Source organism: Salmonella sp. 741265050_HSA, from assembly GCF_046569445.1.
In the GTDB taxonomy this organism is placed as follows: domain Bacteria; phylum Pseudomonadota; class Gammaproteobacteria; order Enterobacterales; family Enterobacteriaceae; genus Salmonella; species Salmonella enterica.
On the sequence record NZ_JBKFSV010000001.1, the window covers coordinates 417,079 to 434,292 of the forward strand.

The following is a 17,214-nucleotide window of genomic DNA, read 5'->3' on the forward strand; positions in this document are numbered from 1 at the left end:
ATATAACCCAGTCGATGACTACAATTACTTTTTAATAAGGTGGCGATGTAAAAACATCGTAACAGTTTATTTAATAAATAATTTTTCAAATTGTAATTTTTTATGTCAATGCTGAAAGTGTAATTGTGAATTTATCGGAAAATCCGAATGATAGAATCGCCTGTGACAAGGTATATGTAGACAGCATCCTGATATTGTACAAGAAGAGTATAGTCGAAATAAATGTGAATCAGGCTTTTTACGGATGTGGTTGTGAGCGAATTTGATAGAAACTCCCATTTATGTCTGAGGAGGGATTCATGCTGGCAGTTTTAAAAGGCATTCCATTAATTCAGGATATCAAGGCCGAAGGTAATAGCCGATCCTGGATAATGACTATTGATGGGCATCCTGCCAGAGGAGAAATTTTCTCAGAAGCATTTTCTATTTCTTTGTTCTTAAATGACCTGGAAAGCTTACCTAAGCCTTGTCTTGCCTATGTGACACTACTGCTTGCAGCACACCCGGACGTCCATGATTATGCTATACAGCTCACAGCGGATGGGGGATGGTTAAACGGTTATTATACCACAAGTAGTAGCTCTGAGCTTATTGCTATTGAGATAGAAAAACACCTGGCTTTAACTTGCATTTTAAAAAATGTAATACGCAATCACCATAAACTTTATTCGGGTGGGGTATAAAATGGTAGTAAATAAACGTTTAATCTTAATTTTACTATTTATACTCAATACAGCAAAGAGTGATGAGTTATCATGGAAAGGTAATGACTTCACCCTTTATGCCAGACAAATGCCATTAGCAGAGGTTTTACATCTGCTCTCAGAGAACTATGATACGGCTATTACTATTAGCCCATTGATAACAGCTACATTTAGTGGAAAAATTCCGCCTGGACCACCGGTCGATATTTTGAATAACCTGGCAGCACAATATGATTTGCTTACCTGGTTTGATGGTAGCATGTTATATGTATATCCTGCATCGTTATTAAAACATCAGGTTATCACTTTCAATATTTTATCTACTGGACGGTTCATTCATTACTTACGCAGCCAGAATATCCTTTCATCACCGGGATGCGAGGTTAAAGAAATTACCGGTACCAGAGCTGTGGAGGTGAGTGGTGTTCCCAGCTGTCTGACTCGTATTAGTCAATTAGCTTCAGTGCTGGATAATGCGTTAATCAAACGAAAAGACAGTGCGGTGAGTGTAAGTATATACACGCTTAAGTATGCCACTGCGATGGATACCCAATACCAATATCGCGATCAGTCCGTCGTGGTTCCAGGGGTCGTGAGTGTATTGCGTGAGATGAGTAAAACCAGCGTACCGGCGTCATCGACGACCAATGGTTCACCCGCTACACAGGCATTGCCCATGTTTGCTGCCGACCCACGCCAGAATGCAGTGATCGTTCGTGATTATGCGGCCAATATGGCCGGGTATCGGAAACTCATCACAGAATTAGATCAACGCCAGCAGATGATAGAGATTTCGGTGAAAATTATCGATGTTAATGCTGGAGATATTAACCAGTTAGGCATCGACTGGGGAACGGCAGTGTCGCTGGGTGGCAAGAAAATTGCGTTCAATACAGGTTTGAATGACGGTGGTGCTAGCGGTTTTTCAACGGTAATCAGCGATACCTCAAACTTTATGGTGCGTTTGAATGCACTGGAAAAAAGCTCTCAGGCTTATGTACTTTCCCAGCCATCTGTGGTGACTTTAAATAATATCCAGGCTGTGCTGGATAAAAATATTACTTTCTATACCAAACTGCAGGGAGAAAAAGTGGCTAAACTTGAATCCATCACTACGGGTTCTTTGTTGCGCGTTACACCTCGCTTGTTAAATGACAATGGCACGCAAAAAATAATGCTTAATCTTAATATTCAGGATGGACAACAAAGTGATACGCAAAGCGAAGCAGATCCGCTACCCGAAGTGCAAAATTCTGAAATTGCTTCGCAAGCCACATTATTGGCCGGACAAAGCCTATTGCTGGGAGGGTTTAAACAAGGTAAACAAATCCACTCGCAAAACAAAATCCCTTTATTGGGCGATATTCCTGTCGTAGGTCATTTGTTTCGCAATGATACGACTCAAGTACATAGTGTAATCAGGCTTTTTTTGATTAAAGCCTCAGTAGTAAATAATGGCATATCTCATGGTTAATCCAAAGAGTTCCTGGAAAATACGTTTTTTAGGTCACGTTTTACAAGGCCGGGAAGTATGGCTGAATGAAGGTAACCTGTCACTGGGGGAGAAGGGATGCGATATTTGTATTCCGCTGGCTATAAATGAAAAAATTATTCTGAGAGAACAGGCAGATAGTTTATTTGTTGATGCCGGGAAAGCCAGAGTTAGAGTTAATGGCCGCAGATTTAATCCAAATAAGCCGCTACCATCCAGTGGGGTTTTGCAGGTTGCGGGAGTGGCTATCGCGTTTGGTAAACAGGATTGTGAACTTGCTGATTATCAAATACCCGTTTCCAGATCAGGGTACTGGTGGTTGGCTGGCGTATTCTTGATTTTCATCGGTGGAATGGGTGTCCTGTTAAGTATTAGTGGTCAGCCTGAAACGGTAAATGACTTACCTTTGCGGGTTAAGTTTTTATTAGACAAAAGCAATATTCATTATGTGCGGGCACAATGGAAAGAAGATGGAAGCCTGCAGTTGTCCGGTTATTGCTCGTCAAGCGAACAGATGCAAAAGGTGAGAGCGACTCTCGAATCATGGGGGGTCATGTATCGGGATGGTGTAATCTGTGATGACTTATTGATACGAGAAGTGCAGGATGTTTTGATAAAAATGGGTTACCCGCATGCTGAAGTATCCAGCGAAGGGCCGGGGAGCGTGTTAATTCATGATGATATACAAATGGATCAGCAATGGCGTAAGGTTCAACCATTACTTGCAGATATTCCCGGCTTATTGCACTGGCAGATTAGTCATTCTCATCAGTCTCAGGGGGATGATATTATTTCTGCGATAATAGAGAACGGTTTAGTGGGGCTTGTCAATGTTACGCCAATGCGGCGCTCTTTTGTTATCAGTGGTGTACTGGATGAATCTCATCAACGCATTTTGCAAGAAACGTTAGCAGCATTAAAGAAAAAGGACCCCGCTCTTTCTTTAATTTATCAAGATATTGCGCCTTCTCATGATGAAAGCAAGTATCTGCCTGCGCCAGTGGCTGGCTTTGTACAGAGTCGCCATGGTAATTACTTATTACTGACGAATAAAGAGCGTTTACGTGTAGGGGCATTGTTACCCAATGGGGGAGAAATTGTCCATCTGAGTGCCGATGTGGTAACGATTAAACATAATGATACTTTGATTAACTATTCATTAGATTTTAAGTGAGTGGAAAATGACAACTCTGACCCGGTTAGAAGATTTGCTGCTTCATTCGCGTGAAGAGGCCAAAGGCATAATTTTACAATTAAGGGCTGCCCGGAAACAGTTAGAAGAGAACAACGGTAGGTTACAGGATCCGCAGCAATATCAGCAAAACACCTTATTGCTTGAAGCGATCGAGCAGGCCGAAAATATCATCAACATTATTTATTATCGTTACCATAACAGCGCACTTGTAGTGAGTGAGCAAGAGTAAAGTAAAAATATCTTAGAGCCTATCCCACCAGGCGTTAATTGGCGCAGCCAGCCTGGACACGGATAGCGCGCAAAAACCGGAGCGTACACGTAGTACGTGAGGATTTTGAGCACTGCCCAGGTCCAAAATGGCAAGTAAAATAGCCCTAATGGGATAGGCTCTTAGTTAGCACGTTAATTATCTATCGTGTATATGGAGGGGAATGATGATAAAGAAAAAGGCTGCGTTTAGTGAATATCGTGATTTAGAGCAAAGTTACATGCAGCTAAATCACTGTCTTAAAAAATTTCACCAAATCCGGGCTAAGGTGAGTCAACAGCTTGCTGAAAGGGCAGAGAGCCCCAAAAAGAGCAGAGAGACAGAGAGTATTCTTCATAACCTATTTCCACAAGGCGTTGCCGGGGTTAACCAGGAGGCCGAGAAGGATTTAAAGAAAATAGTAAGTTTGTTTAAACAACTTGAAGTACGACTGAAACAACTTAATGCTCAAGCCCCGGTGGAGATACCGTCAGGAAAAACAAAAAGGTAAAGCATAATGTCTTCAGGAAACATCTTATGGGGAAGTCAAAACCCTATTGTGTTTAAAAATAGTTTCGGCGTTAGCAACACTGATACCGGGGGGCAGGATGACTTATCCCAGCAAAATCCGTTTGCCGAAGGGTATGGTGTTTTGCTTATTCTCCTTATGGTTATTCAGGCTATTGCAAACGATAAATTTATTGAAGTCCAGAAGAACGCTGAACGTGCCAGAAATACCCAGGAAAAGTCAAATGAGATGGATGAGGTGATTGCTAAAGCAGCCAAGGGAGATGCTAAAACCAAAGAGGAGGTGCCTGAGGACGTAATTAAATACATGCATGATAATGGTATTCTCATCGATGGTATGACCATTGAGGATTATATGGCTAAATATGGCGATCATGGGAAGCTGGATAAAGGTGGTCTACAGGCGGTCAAAGCGGCTTTGGATAACGATGCCAACCGGAATACCGATCTTATGAGTCAGGGGCAGATAATAATTCAAAAAATGTCTCAGGAGCTTAACGCTGTCCTTACCCAACTGACGGGGCTTATCAGTAAGTGGGGGGAGATTTCCAGTATGATAGCGCAGAAAACGTATTCATGAAAAAAGACCCGACCCTACAACAGGCACATGACACGATGCGGTTTTTCCGGCGTGGCGGCTCGCTGCGTATGTTGTTGGATGACGATGTTACACTGCCGCTTAATACTCTGTATCGCTATGCCATGCAGCTTATGGAGGTAAAAGAATTCGCCGGCGCAGCGCGACTTTTTCAATTGCTGACGATATATGATGCCTGGTCATTTGACTATTGGTTTCGGTTAGGGGAATGCTGCCAGGCTCAAAAACATTGGGGGGAAGCGATATACGCTTATGGACGCGCGGCACAAATTAAGATTGATGCGCCGCAGGCGCCATGGGCCGCAGCGGAATGCTACCTCGCGTGTGATAACGTTTGTTATGCAATAAAAGCGTTAAAGGCCGTGGTGCGTATTTGCGGCGAGGTCAGTGAACATCAAATCCTCCGATTGCGTGCAGAAAAGATGTTACAGCAACTTTCTGACAGGAGCTAAAAATGAATCGAATTCACAGTAATAGCGATAGCGCCGCAGGAGTAACCGCCTTAACACATCATCACTTAAGCAATGTCAGTTGCGTTTCCTCGGGTTCGCTGGGAAAGCGCCAGCATCGTGTGAATTCTACTTTTGGCGATGGCAACGCCACGTCTCTGCTATCAGGGAAAATTAGTCTTCAGGAGGCAAGCAATGCGTTGAAGCAACTGCTTGATGCCGTACCCGGAAATCATAAGCGTCCATCATTGCCTGACTTTTTGCAGACCAATCCCGCTGTTTTATCAATGATGATGACGACATTAATACTCAACGTCTTTGGTAATAACGCCCAATCGTTATGCCAACAGCTTGAGCGGGCAACTGAGGTGCAAAATGCATTGCGTAATAAGCAGGTAAAGGAGTATCAGGAGCAGATCCAGAAAGCGATAGAGCAGGAGGATAAAGCGCGTAAAGCGGGCATTTTTGGCGCTATTTTTGACTGGCTTACTGGCATATTTGAAACCGTGATTGGCGCCTTAAAAGTTGTGGAAGGTTTTCTGTCCGGTAATCCCGCAGAAATGGCTAGCGGCGTAGCTTATATAGCCGCAGGTTGTGCAGGAATGGTTAAAGCCGGAGCCGAAACGGCAATGATGTGCGGTGCTGACCACGATACCTGTCAGGCGATTATTGACGTGGCAAGTAAAATTCAAGTTGGTTGTGAAGTCGTCGCGATGGCACTGGATGTTTTCCAGATTGGTCGTGCTTTTATGGCGACGAGAGGCTTATCTGGCGCAGCTGCAAAAGTGCTTGACTCCGGCTTAGGCGAAGAAATGGTTGAGCGTATGGTTGGTGCAGGGGAAGCAGAAATAGAGGAGTTGGCTGAAAAGTTTGGCGAAGAGGTGAGCGAAAAGTTTTCCAAACAATTTGAGGCGATTGAACGTGAAATGGTTTCGCCGGGCGAGATGGAAGAGGAGTCTGCTGAGTTTTCTCGTAAGGTAGAAAATAATATGACAAAAAATGCGGGAAAAAGTTTTACGAAAGAGGGGGTGAAAGCCATGGCAAAAGAAGCGGCAAAAGAAGCCCTGGAAAAATGTGCGCAAGAAGGGGGAAAGTTTCTGTTAAAAAATTTTCGTAATAAAGTTCTCTGGAATATGTTCAAAAAAATCCTGTATGCCTTACTGAGTGATTGTTCATTTAAAGGCTTACAGGCTATCAGATGTGCAACCGAGGGCGCCAGTCAGATGAATACTGGCATGGTTAACACAGAAAAAGCGAAGCTCGAAAAGAAAATAGAGCAATTAATAACTCAGCAACGGTTTCTGGATTTCATAATGCAACAAACGGAAGACCAAAAAAAGATAGAACAAAAACGCTTAGAGGAGCTTTATAAGAGTAGCGGTGCCGCGCTTAGAGATGTATTAGATACCATTGATCACTATAGTAGCGTTCAGGCGAGAATAGCTGGCTGTCGCGCTTAATCTGAGGATAAAAATATGGAAGCGAGTAACGTAGCACTGGTATTACCAGCACCTTCCTTGTTAACGCCTTCTTCCAGTCAAGCTCCCTCCAGGGAGGGAATGGGTACTGAATCAATGCTTCTGTTATTTGATGATATCTGGACGAAGCTAATGGAGCTTGCCAAAAAGTTGCGCGATATCATGCGCAGCTATAACGTAGTAAAACAACGGCTGGGCTGGGAACTGCAAGTCAATGTTTTACAGACGCAAATGAAAACAATTGATGAAGCGTTTAGAGCATCAATGATTACTGCGGGTGGCGCAATATTGTCGGGCGTGCTGACGATAGGATTAGGGGCTGTAGGCGGGGAAACCGGTCTTATAGCGGGTCAAGCCGTAGGCCACACAGCTGGGGGCGTCATGGGCCTGGGGGCTGGTGTAGCGCAACGTCAAAGTGATCAGGATAAAGCGATTGCCGACCTGCAACAAAATGGGGCCCAATCTTATAATAAATCCCTGACGGAAATTATGGAGAAAGCAACTGAAATTATGCAACAAATCATGGGCGTGGGGTCGTCACTGGTCGCGGTTCTTGCTGAAATACTCCGGGCATTAACGAGGTAAACATGGTGCAAGAAATAGAGCAATGGTTGCGTCGGCATCAGGTGTTTACTGAGCCTGCATATTTAGGGGAGACCGCCATATTACTTGGGCAACAGTTTATATTATCGCCTTACCTGGTGATCTATCGTATTGAGGCAAAAGAAATGATTATTTGTGAGTTCAGGCGCCTGACGCCCGGGCAACCTCGACCACAGCAATTGTTTCGCTTACTGGGACTTTTACGCGGGATATTTGTGCATCACCCGCAGTTAACATGTTTAAAGATGTTGATAATCACCGACGTTCTGGATGAAAAAAAAGCCATGCTACGCAGGAAATTATTGCGCATCCTGACAGTAATGGGAGCGACCTTTACACAGCTTGATGGCGATAACTGGACAGTTTTATCCGCCGAGCATCTTATCCAGCGACGTTTTTAAATAACCTTCCTGACGTAAATCATTATCACGTGAAAATAACAATCAATAGGTATGATGATGAAAGAAGATCAGAAAAATAAAATACCCGAAGACATTCTGAAACAGCTATTATCCGTTGATCCGGAAACCGTTTATGCCAGTGGTTACGCCTCATGGCAGGAGGGGGATTATTCGCGCGCCGTAATCGATTTTAGTTGGCTGGTGATGGCCCAGCCATGGAGTTGGCGTGCCCATATTGCATTAGCTGGCACCTGGATGATGCTTAAAGAATACACGACGGCCATTAATTTCTATGGACATGCCTTGATGCTGGATGCCAGCCATCCAGAGCCGGTTTACCAAACGGGCGTCTGTCTCAAAATGATGGGGGAACCCGGGTTGGCGAGAGAGGCTTTTCAAACCGCAATCAAGATGAGTTATGCGGATGCCTCATGGAGTGAGATTCGCCAGAATGCGCAAATAATGGTTGATACTCTTATTGCTTAAATAACAGAACGAAATATGAAAATTCATATTCCGTCAGCGGCAAGTAATATAGTCGATGGTAATAGTCCTCCTTCCGATATACAAGCGAAGGAGGTATCGTTTCCTCCCCCTGAAATTCCAGCCCCTGGCACCCCCGCAGCCCCGGTGCTGCTTACGCCTGAACAAATAAGGCAGCAGAAGGATTATGCGATACATTTTATGCAATACACTATTCGTGCGCTGGGTGCGACAGTCGTGTTTGGGTTATCGGTTGCTGCAGCGGTAATTTCTGGCGGGGCAGGATTACCCATTGCTATTCTTGCGGGGGCGGCGCTCGTGATTGCTATTGGGGATGCTTGCTGTGCGTATCATAATTATCAATTGATATGTCAGCAAAAGGAGCCGTTACAAACCGCCAGTGATAGCGTTGCTCTTGTGGTCAGTGCGCTGGCCTTAAAATGTGGGGCAAGTCTTAACTGCGCTAACACTCTTGCTAATTGTCTTTCTTTATTAATACGTTCAGGAATCGCTATTTCTATGTTGGTTTTACCCCTACAGTTTCCACTGCCCACGGCTGAAAATATAGCAGCCTCTTTGGACATGGGGAGTGTAATTACCTCCGTTAGCCTGACGGCGATAGGTGCGGTACTGGATTATTGCCTTGCCCGCCCCTCTGGCGACGATCAGGAAAATTCTGTTGATGAACTTCATGCCGATCCCAGTGCGTTATTGGCGGAACAAATGGCATCGCTCTGTCAATCTGCTACTGCACCTGCATTAATGGACAGTTCTGGTCATACATCTCGGGGAGAACCATGAAACCTGTTAGCCCAAATGCTCAGGTAGCAGGGCAACGTCCTGTTAACGCGCCTGAGGAATCACCTCCATGTCCCTCATTGCCACATCCGGAAACCAATATGGAGAGTGGTAGAATAGGTCCTCAACAAGGAAAAGAGCGGTTATTGGCCGGACTTGCGAAACGAGTGATAGAGTGTTTTCCAAAAGAAATTTTTAGTTGGCAAACGGTCATTTTGGGCGGACAGATTTTATGCTGTTCCGCTGGAATAGCATTAACAGTGCTAAGTGGTGGAGGCGCGCCGCTCGTAGCCCTGGCAGGGATTGGCCTTGCTATTGCCATCGCGGATGTCGCCTGTCTTATCTACCATCATAAACATCATTTGCCTATGGCTCACGACAGTATAGGCAATGCCGTTTTTTATATTGCTAATTGTTTCGCCAATCAACGCAAAAGTATGGCGATTGCTAAAGCCGTCTCCCTGGGAGGTAGATTAGCCTTAACCGCGACGGTAATGACGCATTCATACTGGAGTGGTAGTTTGGGATTACAGCCTCATTTATTAGAGCGTCTTAATGATATTACCTATGGACTAATGAGTTTTACTCGCTTCGGTATGGATGGGATGGCAATGACCGGTATGCAGGTCAGCAGCCCATTATATCGTTTGCTGGCTCAGGTGACGCCAGAACAACGTGCGCCGGAGTAATCGTTTTCAGGTATATACCGGATGTTCATTGCTTTCAAAATTTTGCTATGTTGCCAGTATCCTTACGATGTATTTATTTTAAGGAAAAGCATTATGGATATTGCACAATTAGTGGATATGCTCTCCCAAATGGCGCACCAGGCAGGTCAGGCCATTAATGACAAAATGAATGGTAATGATTTGCTAAACCCAGAATCGATGATTAAAGCGCAATTTGCCTTACAGCAGTATTCTACATTTATTAATTACGAAAGTTCACTGATCAAAATGATCAAGGATATGCTTAGTGGAATCATTGCTAAAATCTGAAGTTATTAGCGACGATGTTCGACGGTTGCTGCTGGAAATCATGTTTGCGGGCGTTAACCATAGCCTGATTTCCCAGGTACATGCGATGTTACCAGCGCTAACGGTTATTGTTCCGGATAAAAAATTACAGTTGGTATGTCTGGCATTACTGTTGGCGGGTTTAAATGAGCCGCTAAAAGCCGCGAAAATTTTATCGGATATTGATTTGCCAGAGGCTATGGCGCTGCGTCTGTTATTTCCTGCACCAAATGAGGGGTTTGAAAATTGAATATTTCTGATATGAGCGTAGTGCCTGTAAGCACTCAATCTTATGTAAAGTCCTCTGCAGAACCGAGCCAGGAGCAAATTAATTTTTTTGAACAATTGCTGAAAGATGATGCATCCACCAGTAACGCCAGTGCTTTATTACCGCAGGTTATGTTGACCAGACAAATGGATTATATGCAGTTAACGGTAGGCGTCGATTATCTTGCCAGAATATCAGGCGCAGCATCGCAAGCGCTTAATAAGCTGGATAATATGACATGAAGGTTCATCGTATAGTATTTCTTACTGTCCTTACGTTCTTTCTTACGGCATGTGATGTGGATCTTTATCGCTCATTGCCAGAAGATGAGGCGAATCAAATGCTGGCATTACTTATGCAGCATCATATTGATGCGGAAAAAAAGCAGGAAGAGGATGGTGTAACCTTACGTGTCGAGCAGTCGCAGTTTATTAATGCGGTTGAGCTACTTAGACTTAACGGTTATCCGCATAGGCAGTTTACAACGGCGGATAAGATGTTTCCGGCTAATCAGTTAGTGGTATCACCCCAGGAAGAACAGCAGAAGATTAATTTTTTAAAAGAACAAAGAATTGAAGGAATGCTGAGTCAGATGGAGGGCGTGATTAATGCAAAAGTGACCATTGCGCTACCGACTTATGATGAGGGAAGTAACGCTTCTCCGAGCTCAGTTGCCGTATTTATAAAATATTCACCTCAGGTCAATATGGAGGCCTTTCGGGTAAAAATTAAAGATTTAATAGAGATGTCAATCCCTGGGTTGCAATACAGTAAGATTAGTATCTTGATGCAGCCTGCTGAATTCAGAATGGTACCTGATGTACCCGCGAGACAAACATTCTGGATTATGGACGTGATCAACGCCAATAAAGGGAAGGTGGAGAAGTGGTTGATGAAATACCCTTATCAGTTGATGTTATCGTTGACAGGACTGTTATTAGGAGTGGGCATCCTGATCGGCTATTTTTGCCTGAGACGCCGTTTTTGAGCCGACCTGATCCCGAGGTGTTGCAACTTTATCGTTATTTCTGGCAACCTGCTCGTTACGCTGTACCGGAATGGCTGGATAAGCTGGGCTTTCATCTTTCAAACTGCTGGCGTTATGGCGATCGGCCCGAATTGGATCGTCTTCTTGACAGAGCGTTAAATAGACTAAGGGGAAGCTCTGTTATTCCAGCCTGTTTAAATGACAGGCAAAAACGGCAGGTTCGTCTTGCGCCGCGTATATCGGCATTTGCCTTTGGGCTGGGATTATTCAAACTCAGGTGTAGTGACTATTTTATGCTACCAGAGTATCGGCAATTGCTTCTACAGTGGTTTAGCGAGGATGAGATCTGGCAGCTATATGGTTGGTTGGGGCAAAAAGATGGCAAATTACTTCCTCCGCAAGTGATGCAACAAACTGCATTGCAGATCGGTACCGCCATTCTTAATCGGGAAGCGCATGACGATGCGGTTTTACATGCGCTATTAGTATTATTACCCCCTCCGCAGCGTATACTTTGGCCGAAGACTTCTCTTACCGAGATTATCTTCATGGAGCATTTGCTATGAGTTTTACTTCACTTCCTCTGACGGAAATTAACCATAAGCTACCCGCTCGAAATATTATTGAGTCACCGTGGATAACATTACAATTAACTTTATTTGCACAAGAACAACAAGCTAAGAGCGTTTCACATGCTATTGTGAGCTCCGCTTACCGTAAGGCTGAAAAAATCATCCGAGACGCCTATCGTTATCAGCGTGAACAGAAAGTTGAGCAGCAACAAGAACTAGCGTGGTTGCGTAAAAATACGCTGGAAAAAATGGAAGTGGAATGGCTGGAACAGCATGTAAAACATTTACAAGACGATGAAAATCAATTTCGTTCATTGGTCGATCAAGCAGCGCATCATATTAAAAATAGTATAGAACAGGTTCTGTTGGCCTGGTTCGACCAACAGTCGGTAGACAGTGTTATGTGCCATCGTCTGGCACGCCAGGCCACGGCTATGGCGGAAGAGGGAGCGCTTTATTTGCGTATTCATCCTGAAAAAGAGGCATTGATGCGTGAAACTTTTGGCAAGCGGTTTACGTTGATTATCGAGCCTGGTTTCTCTCCCGATCAGGCTGAACTTTCCTCAACACGATATGCCGTTGAATTTTCACTTTCTCGTCATTTCAACGCGTTACTGAAATGGTTACGTAATGGTGAAGATAAAAGAGGTAGCGATGAATATTAAAATTAATGAGATAAAAATGACGCCCCCTACAGCATTTACCCCTGGTCAGGTTATAGAGGAACAAGAGGTTATTTCGCCTTCAATGTTAGCTCTCCAGGAGTTACAGGAAACGACGGGGGCAGCGCTCTATGAGACGATGGAAGAAATAGGAATGGCGCTGAGTGGTAAACTGCGCGAAAGTTATAAATTCACGGATGCTGAGAAACTGGAGCGCAGACAGCAGGCTTTGCTGCGTTTGATAAAACAAATACAGGAGGATAATGGGGCAACGTTGCGTCCGCTTATCGAAGAGAATAGTGATCCTGATTTACAGAATGCGTATCAAATTATCGCTCTTGCAATGGCGCTTACTGCCGGCGGGTTGTCAAAAAAGAAAAAACGCGATTTGCAATCGCAACTGGATACGCTTACAGCGGAGGAGGGATGGGAACTTGCCGTTTTTAGTTTACTGGAACTTGGCGAAGTGGATACCGCTACGCTGTCCTCGCTGAAGCGTTTTATGCAACAGGCGATAGACAACGATGAAATGCCCTTATCGCAGTGGTTCAGACGCGTGGCAGACTGGCCGGATCGCTGTGAACGGGTCCGTATTTTGCTAAGAGCAATAGCCTTTGAACTTAGCATATGCATCGAACCCTCGGAGCAAAGTCGTTTGGCCGCAGCATTAGTACGTTTGCGTCGTTTGTTGTTATTCCTTGGCCTTGAAAAAGAGTGCCAGCGTGAGGAGTGGATTTGCCAGTTGCCGCCTAATACATTACTGCCGCTACTACTCGATATCATTTGTGAGCGTTGGCTTTTCAGTGATTGGTTGCTTGATAGACTTACCGCTATAGTTTCTTCATCGAAGATGTTCAATCGGTTACTCCAACAACTTGATGCGCAGTTTATGCTGATACCCGATAACTGTTTTAACGACGAAGATCAACGTGAACAAATTCTCGAAACGCTTCGTGAAGTAAAGGTAAATCAGGTTTTATTCTGATACCTGGCTTTCAATATTTAGGTAAATTGGCGTTCTGGCTCATCATGAGGCGGCAGGATGGATTGGGATCTCATTACTGAACGTAATATTCAGCTTTTTATTCAATTAGCAGGATTAGCTGAACGGCCTTTAGCAACCAATATGTTCTGGCGGCAAGGACAATATGAAACCTATCTAAACTATCATAACGGTCGTATTCACTTATGTCAGATACTCAAGCAAACCTTCTTAGACGAAGATCTGCTTTTTAAAGCCTTAACTCACTGGAAACCTGCAGCGTTCCAGGGTATTCCTCAGCGATTATTTTTGTTGCGCGATGGGCTTGCAATGAGCTGTTCTCCTCCTCTTTCCAGCTCCGCCGAGCTCTGGTTACGATTACATCATCGACAAATAAAATTTCTGGAGTCGCAATGCGTTCATGGTTAGGTGAGGGAATCAGGGCGCAACAGTGGCTCAGTGTATGCGCGGGTCGGCAGGATATGGTTCTGGCGACGGTGTTATTAATCGCTATTGTGATGATGCTGTTACCTTTACCGACCTGGATGGTTGATATCCTGATTACTATCAACCTTATGTTTTCAGTGATCCTGCTCTTAATTGCTATTTATCTTAGTGACCCTCTCGATTTATCGGTATTTCCGTCTTTATTACTTATTACTACATTATATCGTTTGTCACTCACAATCAGCACATCACGGCTGGTACTGTTACAACATAATGCCGGTAATATTGTGGATGCTTTCGGTAAGTTTGTCGTAGGAGGAAATCTCACCGTTGGGTTGGTCGTATTTACCATCATTACTATCGTGCAGTTTATTGTCATTACAAAAGGTATCGAGAGGGTGGCGGAAGTTAGCGCACGTTTCTCGCTTGATGGGATGCCAGGCAAACAAATGAGTATCGATGGCGATTTGCGTGCCGGAGTTATCGATGCAGACCATGCCCGTACATTAAGACAGCACGTCCAGCAGGAAAGCCGCTTTCTCGGTGCGATGGACGGTGCGATGAAATTTGTTAAAGGCGATACGATTGCCGGTATTATTGTTGTTCTGGTGAACATTATCGGCGGTATCATTATCGCTATCGTGCAATATGATATGTCGATGAGTGAGGCTGTTCACACTTATAGCGTACTTTCAATCGGAGATGGTTTATGTGGGCAAATTCCATCGCTGCTGATTTCCCTTAGCGCGGGAATTATTGTCACCCGTGTTCCGGGTGAGAAACGCCAGAACCTGGCGACAGAGTTGAGTTCTCAAATTGCCAGACAACCTCAGTCGCTCATATTAACCGCTGTGGTTTTAATGCTCCTCGCTTTAATTCCTGGCTTTCCTTTTATCACTCTCGCTTTCTTTTCAGCGTTGTTAGCATTGCCAATTATCCTCATTCGCCGCAAAAAGTCTGTGGTTTCCGCAAATGGCGTCGAAGCACCGGAAAAAGATAGTATGGTTCCCGGCGCATGTCCTCTAATCTTACGTCTTACCCCGACGTTACATTCTGCCGACCTGATTCGTGATATTGACGCCATGAGATGGTTTTTATTTGAGGATACTGGCGTCCCTCTCCCTGAGGTGAACATTGAGGTTTTGCCTGAACCCACCGAAAAATTGACGGTACTGCTATATCAGGAACCCGTATTTAGTTTATCTATTCCCGCCCAGGCGGATTATTTATTGATAGGCGCGGACGCTAGTGTGGTGGGTGACAGCCAGACGTTACCGAACGGGATGGGGCAGATCTGTTGGCTTACAAAAGACATGGCCCATAAGGCGCAAGGTTTTGGACTGGACGTTTTCGCGGGCAGCCAACGTATCTCTGCCTTATTAAAATGTGTCCTGCTTCGCCATATGGGAGAGTTTATTGGTGTTCAGGAAACGCGTTATCTAATGAATGCGATGGAAAAAAACTACTCTGAGCTGGTGAAAGAGCTTCAGCGCCAGTTACCCATTAATAAAATCGCTGAAACTTTGCAACGGCTTGTATCAGAACGGGTTTCTATTAGAGATTTACGTCTTATTTTCGGCACCTTAATTGACTGGGCGCCACGTGAAAAAGATGTCCTGATGTTGACAGAATATGTCCGTATCGCGCTTCGCCGTCATATTCTGCGTCGTCTTAATCCGGAAGGAAAACCGCTGCCGATTTTGCGGATAGGCGAAGGTATTGAGAACCTCGTGCGTGAATCCATTCGCCAGACGGCAATGGGGACCTATACTGCGCTGTCGTCTCGTCATAAGACGCAGATCCTGCAACTTATCGAGCAGGCGCTGAAGCAGTCAACCAAATTATTCATTGTCACTTCTGTCGACACCCGACGTTTCTTGCGAAAAATTACAGAAGCCACCTTGTTCGACGTACCGATTTTGTCATGGCAGGAATTAGGAGAGGAGAGCCTTATACAAGTGGTAGAAAGTATTGACCTTAGCGAAGAGGAGTTGGCGGACAATGAAGAATGAATTGATGCAACGTCTGAGGCTGAAATATCCGCCCCCCGATGGTTATTGTCGATGGGGCCGAATTCAGGATGTCAGCGCAACGTTGTTAAATGCGTGGTTGCCTGGGGTATTTATGGGCGAGTTGTGCTGTATAAAGCCTGGAGAAGAACTTGCTGAAGTCGTGGGGATTAATGGCAGCAAAGCTTTGCTATCTCCTTTTACGAGTACTATCGGGCTTCACTGCGGGCAGCAAGTGATGGCCTTAAGGCGACGCCATCAGGTTCCCGTGGGCGAAGCGTTATTAGGGCGAGTCATTGATGGTTTTGGTCGTCCCCTTGATGGCTGCGAACTGCCCGACGTCTGCTGGAAAGACTATGATGCAATGCCTCCTCCCGCAATGGTTCGACAGCCTATCACTCAACCATTAATGACGGGGATTCGCGCTATTGATAGTGTTGCGACCTGTGGCGAAGGGCAACGAGTGGGTATTTTTTCTGCTCCTGGCGTGGGGAAAAGCACGCTTCTGGCGATGCTGTGTAATGCTCCAGACGCAGACAGCAATGTTCTGGTGTTAATTGGTGAGCGTGGACGAGAAGTCCGCGAATTCATCGATTTTACACTGTCTGAAGAGACCCGAAAACGTTGTGTCATTGTTGTCGCAACCTCTGACAGACCCGCCTTAGAGCGCGTGAGGGCGCTGTTTGTGGCCACCACGATAGCAGAATTTTTTCGCGATAATGGAAAGCGAGTCGTCTTGCTTGCCGACTCACTGACGCGTTATGCCAGGGCCGCACGGGAAATCGCTCTGGCCGCCGGAGAGACCGCGGTTTCTGGAGAATATCCGCCAGGCGTATTTAGTGCATTGCCACGACTTTTAGAACGTACAGGAATGGGGGAAAAAGGCAGTATTACCGCATTTTATACGGTACTGGTGGAAGGCGATGATATGAATGAGCCGTTGGCGGATGAAGTCCGTTCACTGCTTGACGGACATATTGTGCTATCCCGGCGGCTTGCAGAGAGGGGGCATTATCCTGCCATTGACGTGTTGGCAACGCTCAGCCGCGTTTTTCCAGTCGTTACCAGCCATGAGCATCGTCAACTGGCGGCGATATTGCGACGGTGCCTGGCGCTTTACCAGGAGGTTGAACTGTTAATACGCATTGGGGAATACCAGCGAGGAGTTGATACTGATACTGACAAAGCCATTGATACCTATCCGGATATTTGCACATTTTTGCGACAAAGTAAGGATGAAGTATGCGGACCCGAGCTACTCATAGAAAAATTACACCAAATACTCACCGAGTGA

23 protein-coding genes are annotated in these 17,214 nt (G+C 45.1%); all 23 read left to right on the forward strand.

All coding sequences use genetic code 11. The features are described from left to right. Nucleotides 1-281 precede the first annotated feature (281 nt). A complete protein-coding gene (spiC, locus tag ACLD4F_RS02020; protein WP_001562740.1) occupies nucleotides 282-683 on the forward strand; it encodes an SPI-2 type III secretion system protein SpiC in 402 nt (133 codons plus the stop codon). Between the two features lies 1 nt (nucleotide 684). Further along, complete coding sequence (gene spiA / locus ACLD4F_RS02025; RefSeq protein WP_079944246.1) at nucleotides 685-2,178, forward strand: SPI-2 type III secretion system protein SpiA; 1,494 nt, start codon at nucleotides 685-687, stop codon at nucleotides 2,176-2,178. Next, entirely contained in the window at nucleotides 2,159-3,370 is a 1,212-nt protein-coding gene (gene ssaD / locus ACLD4F_RS02030; protein ID WP_079965543.1) for a SctD family type III secretion system inner membrane ring subunit SsaD, read from the forward strand. The genes spiA and ssaD overlap by 20 nt, the downstream gene beginning before the upstream one ends. A gap of 7 nt (nucleotides 3,371-3,377) precedes the next feature. Further along, a complete protein-coding gene (ssaE, locus tag ACLD4F_RS02035) occupies nucleotides 3,378-3,620 on the forward strand; it encodes a YscE family type III secretion system co-chaperone SsaE (RefSeq protein ID WP_000210204.1) in 243 nt (80 codons plus the stop codon). 202 nt (nucleotides 3,621-3,822) lie between these two features. Next, entirely contained in the window at nucleotides 3,823-4,149 is a 327-nt protein-coding gene (gene sseA, locus ACLD4F_RS02040) for an SPI-2 type III secretion system chaperone SseA (protein WP_000972855.1), read from the forward strand. A 6-nt stretch (nucleotides 4,150-4,155) separates the two neighbouring features. Then, on the forward strand, nucleotides 4,156-4,746 hold the full coding sequence (gene sseB / locus ACLD4F_RS02045) for an SPI-2 type III secretion system translocon protein SseB (protein WP_079981157.1): 591 nt from the start codon (nucleotides 4,156-4,158) through the stop codon (nucleotides 4,744-4,746). Continuing rightward, nucleotides 4,743-5,216, forward strand: a complete 474-nt coding sequence (gene sscA, locus ACLD4F_RS02050; RefSeq protein WP_411010652.1) for a SycD/LcrH family type III secretion system chaperone SscA — start codon at nucleotides 4,743-4,745, stop codon at nucleotides 5,214-5,216. Before sseB ends, sscA begins: the two co-directional genes overlap by 4 nt. A 2-nt stretch (nucleotides 5,217-5,218) precedes the next feature. After that, entirely contained in the window at nucleotides 5,219-6,673 is a 1,455-nt protein-coding gene (locus ACLD4F_RS02055) for a type III secretion system translocon protein (RefSeq protein ID WP_079981158.1), read from the forward strand. Between the two features lie 15 nt (nucleotides 6,674-6,688). Further along, on the forward strand, nucleotides 6,689-7,276 hold the full coding sequence (gene sseD, locus ACLD4F_RS02060) for an SPI-2 type III secretion system translocon protein SseD (protein WP_079944243.1): 588 nt from the start codon (nucleotides 6,689-6,691) through the stop codon (nucleotides 7,274-7,276). A gap of 2 nt (nucleotides 7,277-7,278) precedes the next feature. Next, on the forward strand, nucleotides 7,279-7,695 hold the full coding sequence (gene sseE / locus ACLD4F_RS02065) for an LcrR family type III secretion system chaperone SseE (RefSeq protein WP_023209473.1): 417 nt from the start codon (nucleotides 7,279-7,281) through the stop codon (nucleotides 7,693-7,695). A 51-nt stretch (nucleotides 7,696-7,746) separates the two neighbouring features. Then, a complete protein-coding gene (gene sscB / locus ACLD4F_RS02070; RefSeq protein ID WP_000979963.1) occupies nucleotides 7,747-8,181 on the forward strand; it encodes a SycD/LcrH family type III secretion system chaperone SscB in 435 nt (144 codons plus the stop codon). 15 nt (nucleotides 8,182-8,196) lie between these two features. Beyond that, nucleotides 8,197-8,979 (forward strand): type III secretion systems effector SseF, encoded by a 783-nt coding sequence (gene sseF, locus ACLD4F_RS02075; protein WP_079981160.1) that lies wholly within the window; start codon nucleotides 8,197-8,199, stop codon nucleotides 8,977-8,979. Continuing rightward, nucleotides 8,976-9,665 (forward strand): pathogenicity island 2 effector protein SseG, encoded by a 690-nt coding sequence (gene sseG / locus ACLD4F_RS02080; protein WP_000805835.1) that lies wholly within the window; start codon nucleotides 8,976-8,978, stop codon nucleotides 9,663-9,665. Before sseF ends, sseG begins: the two co-directional genes overlap by 4 nt. Before the next feature lie 93 nt (nucleotides 9,666-9,758). Beyond that, entirely contained in the window at nucleotides 9,759-9,974 is a 216-nt protein-coding gene (ssaG, locus tag ACLD4F_RS02085; protein ID WP_411010653.1) for a type III secretion system needle filament protein SsaG, read from the forward strand. Beyond that, nucleotides 9,952-10,242, forward strand: coding sequence for an EscG/YscG/SsaH family type III secretion system needle protein co-chaperone (locus ACLD4F_RS02090; RefSeq protein WP_000444713.1), 291 nt, complete (start codon nucleotides 9,952-9,954; stop codon nucleotides 10,240-10,242). The genes ssaG and ACLD4F_RS02090 overlap by 23 nt, the downstream gene beginning before the upstream one ends. 11 nt (nucleotides 10,243-10,253) lie before the next feature. Continuing rightward, nucleotides 10,254-10,502, forward strand: a complete 249-nt coding sequence (gene ssaI, locus ACLD4F_RS02095) for a SctI family type III secretion system inner rod subunit SsaI (protein ID WP_023232141.1) — start codon at nucleotides 10,254-10,256, stop codon at nucleotides 10,500-10,502. Beyond that, nucleotides 10,499-11,248 carry an SPI-2 type III secretion system apparatus lipoprotein SsaJ gene (ssaJ, locus tag ACLD4F_RS02100; RefSeq protein WP_000862878.1) on the forward strand — a complete coding sequence of 250 codons (750 nt, stop codon included), beginning with the start codon at nucleotides 10,499-10,501 and terminating at the stop codon, nucleotides 11,246-11,248. Before ssaI ends, ssaJ begins: the two co-directional genes overlap by 4 nt. A gap of 17 nt (nucleotides 11,249-11,265) precedes the next feature. Continuing rightward, nucleotides 11,266-11,814 carry a type III secretion system domain-containing protein gene (locus tag ACLD4F_RS02105; RefSeq protein ID WP_023199466.1) on the forward strand — a complete coding sequence of 183 codons (549 nt, stop codon included), beginning with the start codon at nucleotides 11,266-11,268 and terminating at the stop codon, nucleotides 11,812-11,814. Further along, entirely contained in the window at nucleotides 11,811-12,485 is a 675-nt protein-coding gene (ssaK, locus tag ACLD4F_RS02110) for an SPI-2 type III secretion system apparatus protein SsaK (protein WP_000011194.1), read from the forward strand. Before ACLD4F_RS02105 ends, ssaK begins: the two co-directional genes overlap by 4 nt. After that, nucleotides 12,451-13,467 (forward strand): SPI-2 type III secretion system apparatus protein SsaL, encoded by a 1,017-nt coding sequence (gene ssaL / locus ACLD4F_RS02115; protein ID WP_079944241.1) that lies wholly within the window; start codon nucleotides 12,451-12,453, stop codon nucleotides 13,465-13,467. Before ssaK ends, ssaL begins: the two co-directional genes overlap by 35 nt. A 57-nt stretch (nucleotides 13,468-13,524) precedes the next feature. After that, nucleotides 13,525-13,893 carry an SPI-2 type III secretion system apparatus protein SsaM gene (gene ssaM / locus ACLD4F_RS02120; protein ID WP_000383700.1) on the forward strand — a complete coding sequence of 123 codons (369 nt, stop codon included), beginning with the start codon at nucleotides 13,525-13,527 and terminating at the stop codon, nucleotides 13,891-13,893. Continuing rightward, on the forward strand, nucleotides 13,878-15,923 hold the full coding sequence (gene ssaV / locus ACLD4F_RS02125) for an SPI-2 type III secretion system apparatus protein SsaV (RefSeq protein WP_023182100.1): 2,046 nt from the start codon (nucleotides 13,878-13,880) through the stop codon (nucleotides 15,921-15,923). Before ssaM ends, ssaV begins: the two co-directional genes overlap by 16 nt. After that, on the forward strand, nucleotides 15,913-17,214 hold the full coding sequence (gene ssaN, locus ACLD4F_RS02130; RefSeq protein WP_047606429.1) for a SctN family type III secretion system ATPase SsaN: 1,302 nt from the start codon (nucleotides 15,913-15,915) through the stop codon (nucleotides 17,212-17,214). The genes ssaV and ssaN overlap by 11 nt, the downstream gene beginning before the upstream one ends.

Excerpts from the sequence above, each read along its gene's own strand:
- ssaD (WP_079965543.1), top strand. The coding sequence starts at position 2,159 with ATGGCATATCTCATGGTTAATCCAAAGAGTTCCTGGAAAATACGTTTT.
- ssaE (WP_000210204.1), top strand. The coding sequence starts at position 3,378 with ATGACAACTCTGACCCGGTTAGAAGATTTGCTGCTTCATTCGCGTGAA.
- ssaM (WP_000383700.1), top strand. The coding sequence starts at position 13,525 with ATGGATTGGGATCTCATTACTGAACGTAATATTCAGCTTTTTATTCAA.
- ssaL (WP_079944241.1), top strand. The coding sequence starts at position 12,451 with ATGGTGAAGATAAAAGAGGTAGCGATGAATATTAAAATTAATGAGATA.
- ACLD4F_RS02055 (WP_079981158.1), top strand. The coding sequence starts at position 5,219 with ATGAATCGAATTCACAGTAATAGCGATAGCGCCGCAGGAGTAACCGCC.
- sscA (WP_411010652.1), top strand. The coding sequence starts at position 4,743 with ATGAAAAAAGACCCGACCCTACAACAGGCACATGACACGATGCGGTTT.
- spiC (WP_001562740.1), top strand. The coding sequence starts at position 282 with ATGTCTGAGGAGGGATTCATGCTGGCAGTTTTAAAAGGCATTCCATTA.
- ssaI (WP_023232141.1), top strand. The coding sequence starts at position 10,254 with ATGAGCGTAGTGCCTGTAAGCACTCAATCTTATGTAAAGTCCTCTGCA.
- sseD (WP_079944243.1), top strand. The coding sequence starts at position 6,689 with ATGGAAGCGAGTAACGTAGCACTGGTATTACCAGCACCTTCCTTGTTA.
- sscB (WP_000979963.1), top strand. The coding sequence starts at position 7,747 with ATGATGATGAAAGAAGATCAGAAAAATAAAATACCCGAAGACATTCTG.
- spiA (WP_079944246.1), top strand. The coding sequence starts at position 685 with ATGGTAGTAAATAAACGTTTAATCTTAATTTTACTATTTATACTCAAT.
- sseA (WP_000972855.1), top strand. The coding sequence starts at position 3,823 with ATGATGATAAAGAAAAAGGCTGCGTTTAGTGAATATCGTGATTTAGAG.
- sseB (WP_079981157.1), top strand. The coding sequence starts at position 4,156 with ATGTCTTCAGGAAACATCTTATGGGGAAGTCAAAACCCTATTGTGTTT.
- sseE (WP_023209473.1), top strand. The coding sequence starts at position 7,279 with ATGGTGCAAGAAATAGAGCAATGGTTGCGTCGGCATCAGGTGTTTACT.
- ssaV (WP_023182100.1), top strand. The coding sequence starts at position 13,878 with ATGCGTTCATGGTTAGGTGAGGGAATCAGGGCGCAACAGTGGCTCAGT.
- ssaG (WP_411010653.1), top strand. The coding sequence starts at position 9,759 with ATGGATATTGCACAATTAGTGGATATGCTCTCCCAAATGGCGCACCAG.
- ssaK (WP_000011194.1), top strand. The coding sequence starts at position 11,811 with ATGAGTTTTACTTCACTTCCTCTGACGGAAATTAACCATAAGCTACCC.
- sseG (WP_000805835.1), top strand. The coding sequence starts at position 8,976 with ATGAAACCTGTTAGCCCAAATGCTCAGGTAGCAGGGCAACGTCCTGTT.
- ssaJ (WP_000862878.1), top strand. The coding sequence starts at position 10,499 with ATGAAGGTTCATCGTATAGTATTTCTTACTGTCCTTACGTTCTTTCTT.
- ssaN (WP_047606429.1), top strand. The coding sequence starts at position 15,913 with ATGAAGAATGAATTGATGCAACGTCTGAGGCTGAAATATCCGCCCCCC.
- sseF (WP_079981160.1), top strand. The coding sequence starts at position 8,197 with ATGAAAATTCATATTCCGTCAGCGGCAAGTAATATAGTCGATGGTAAT.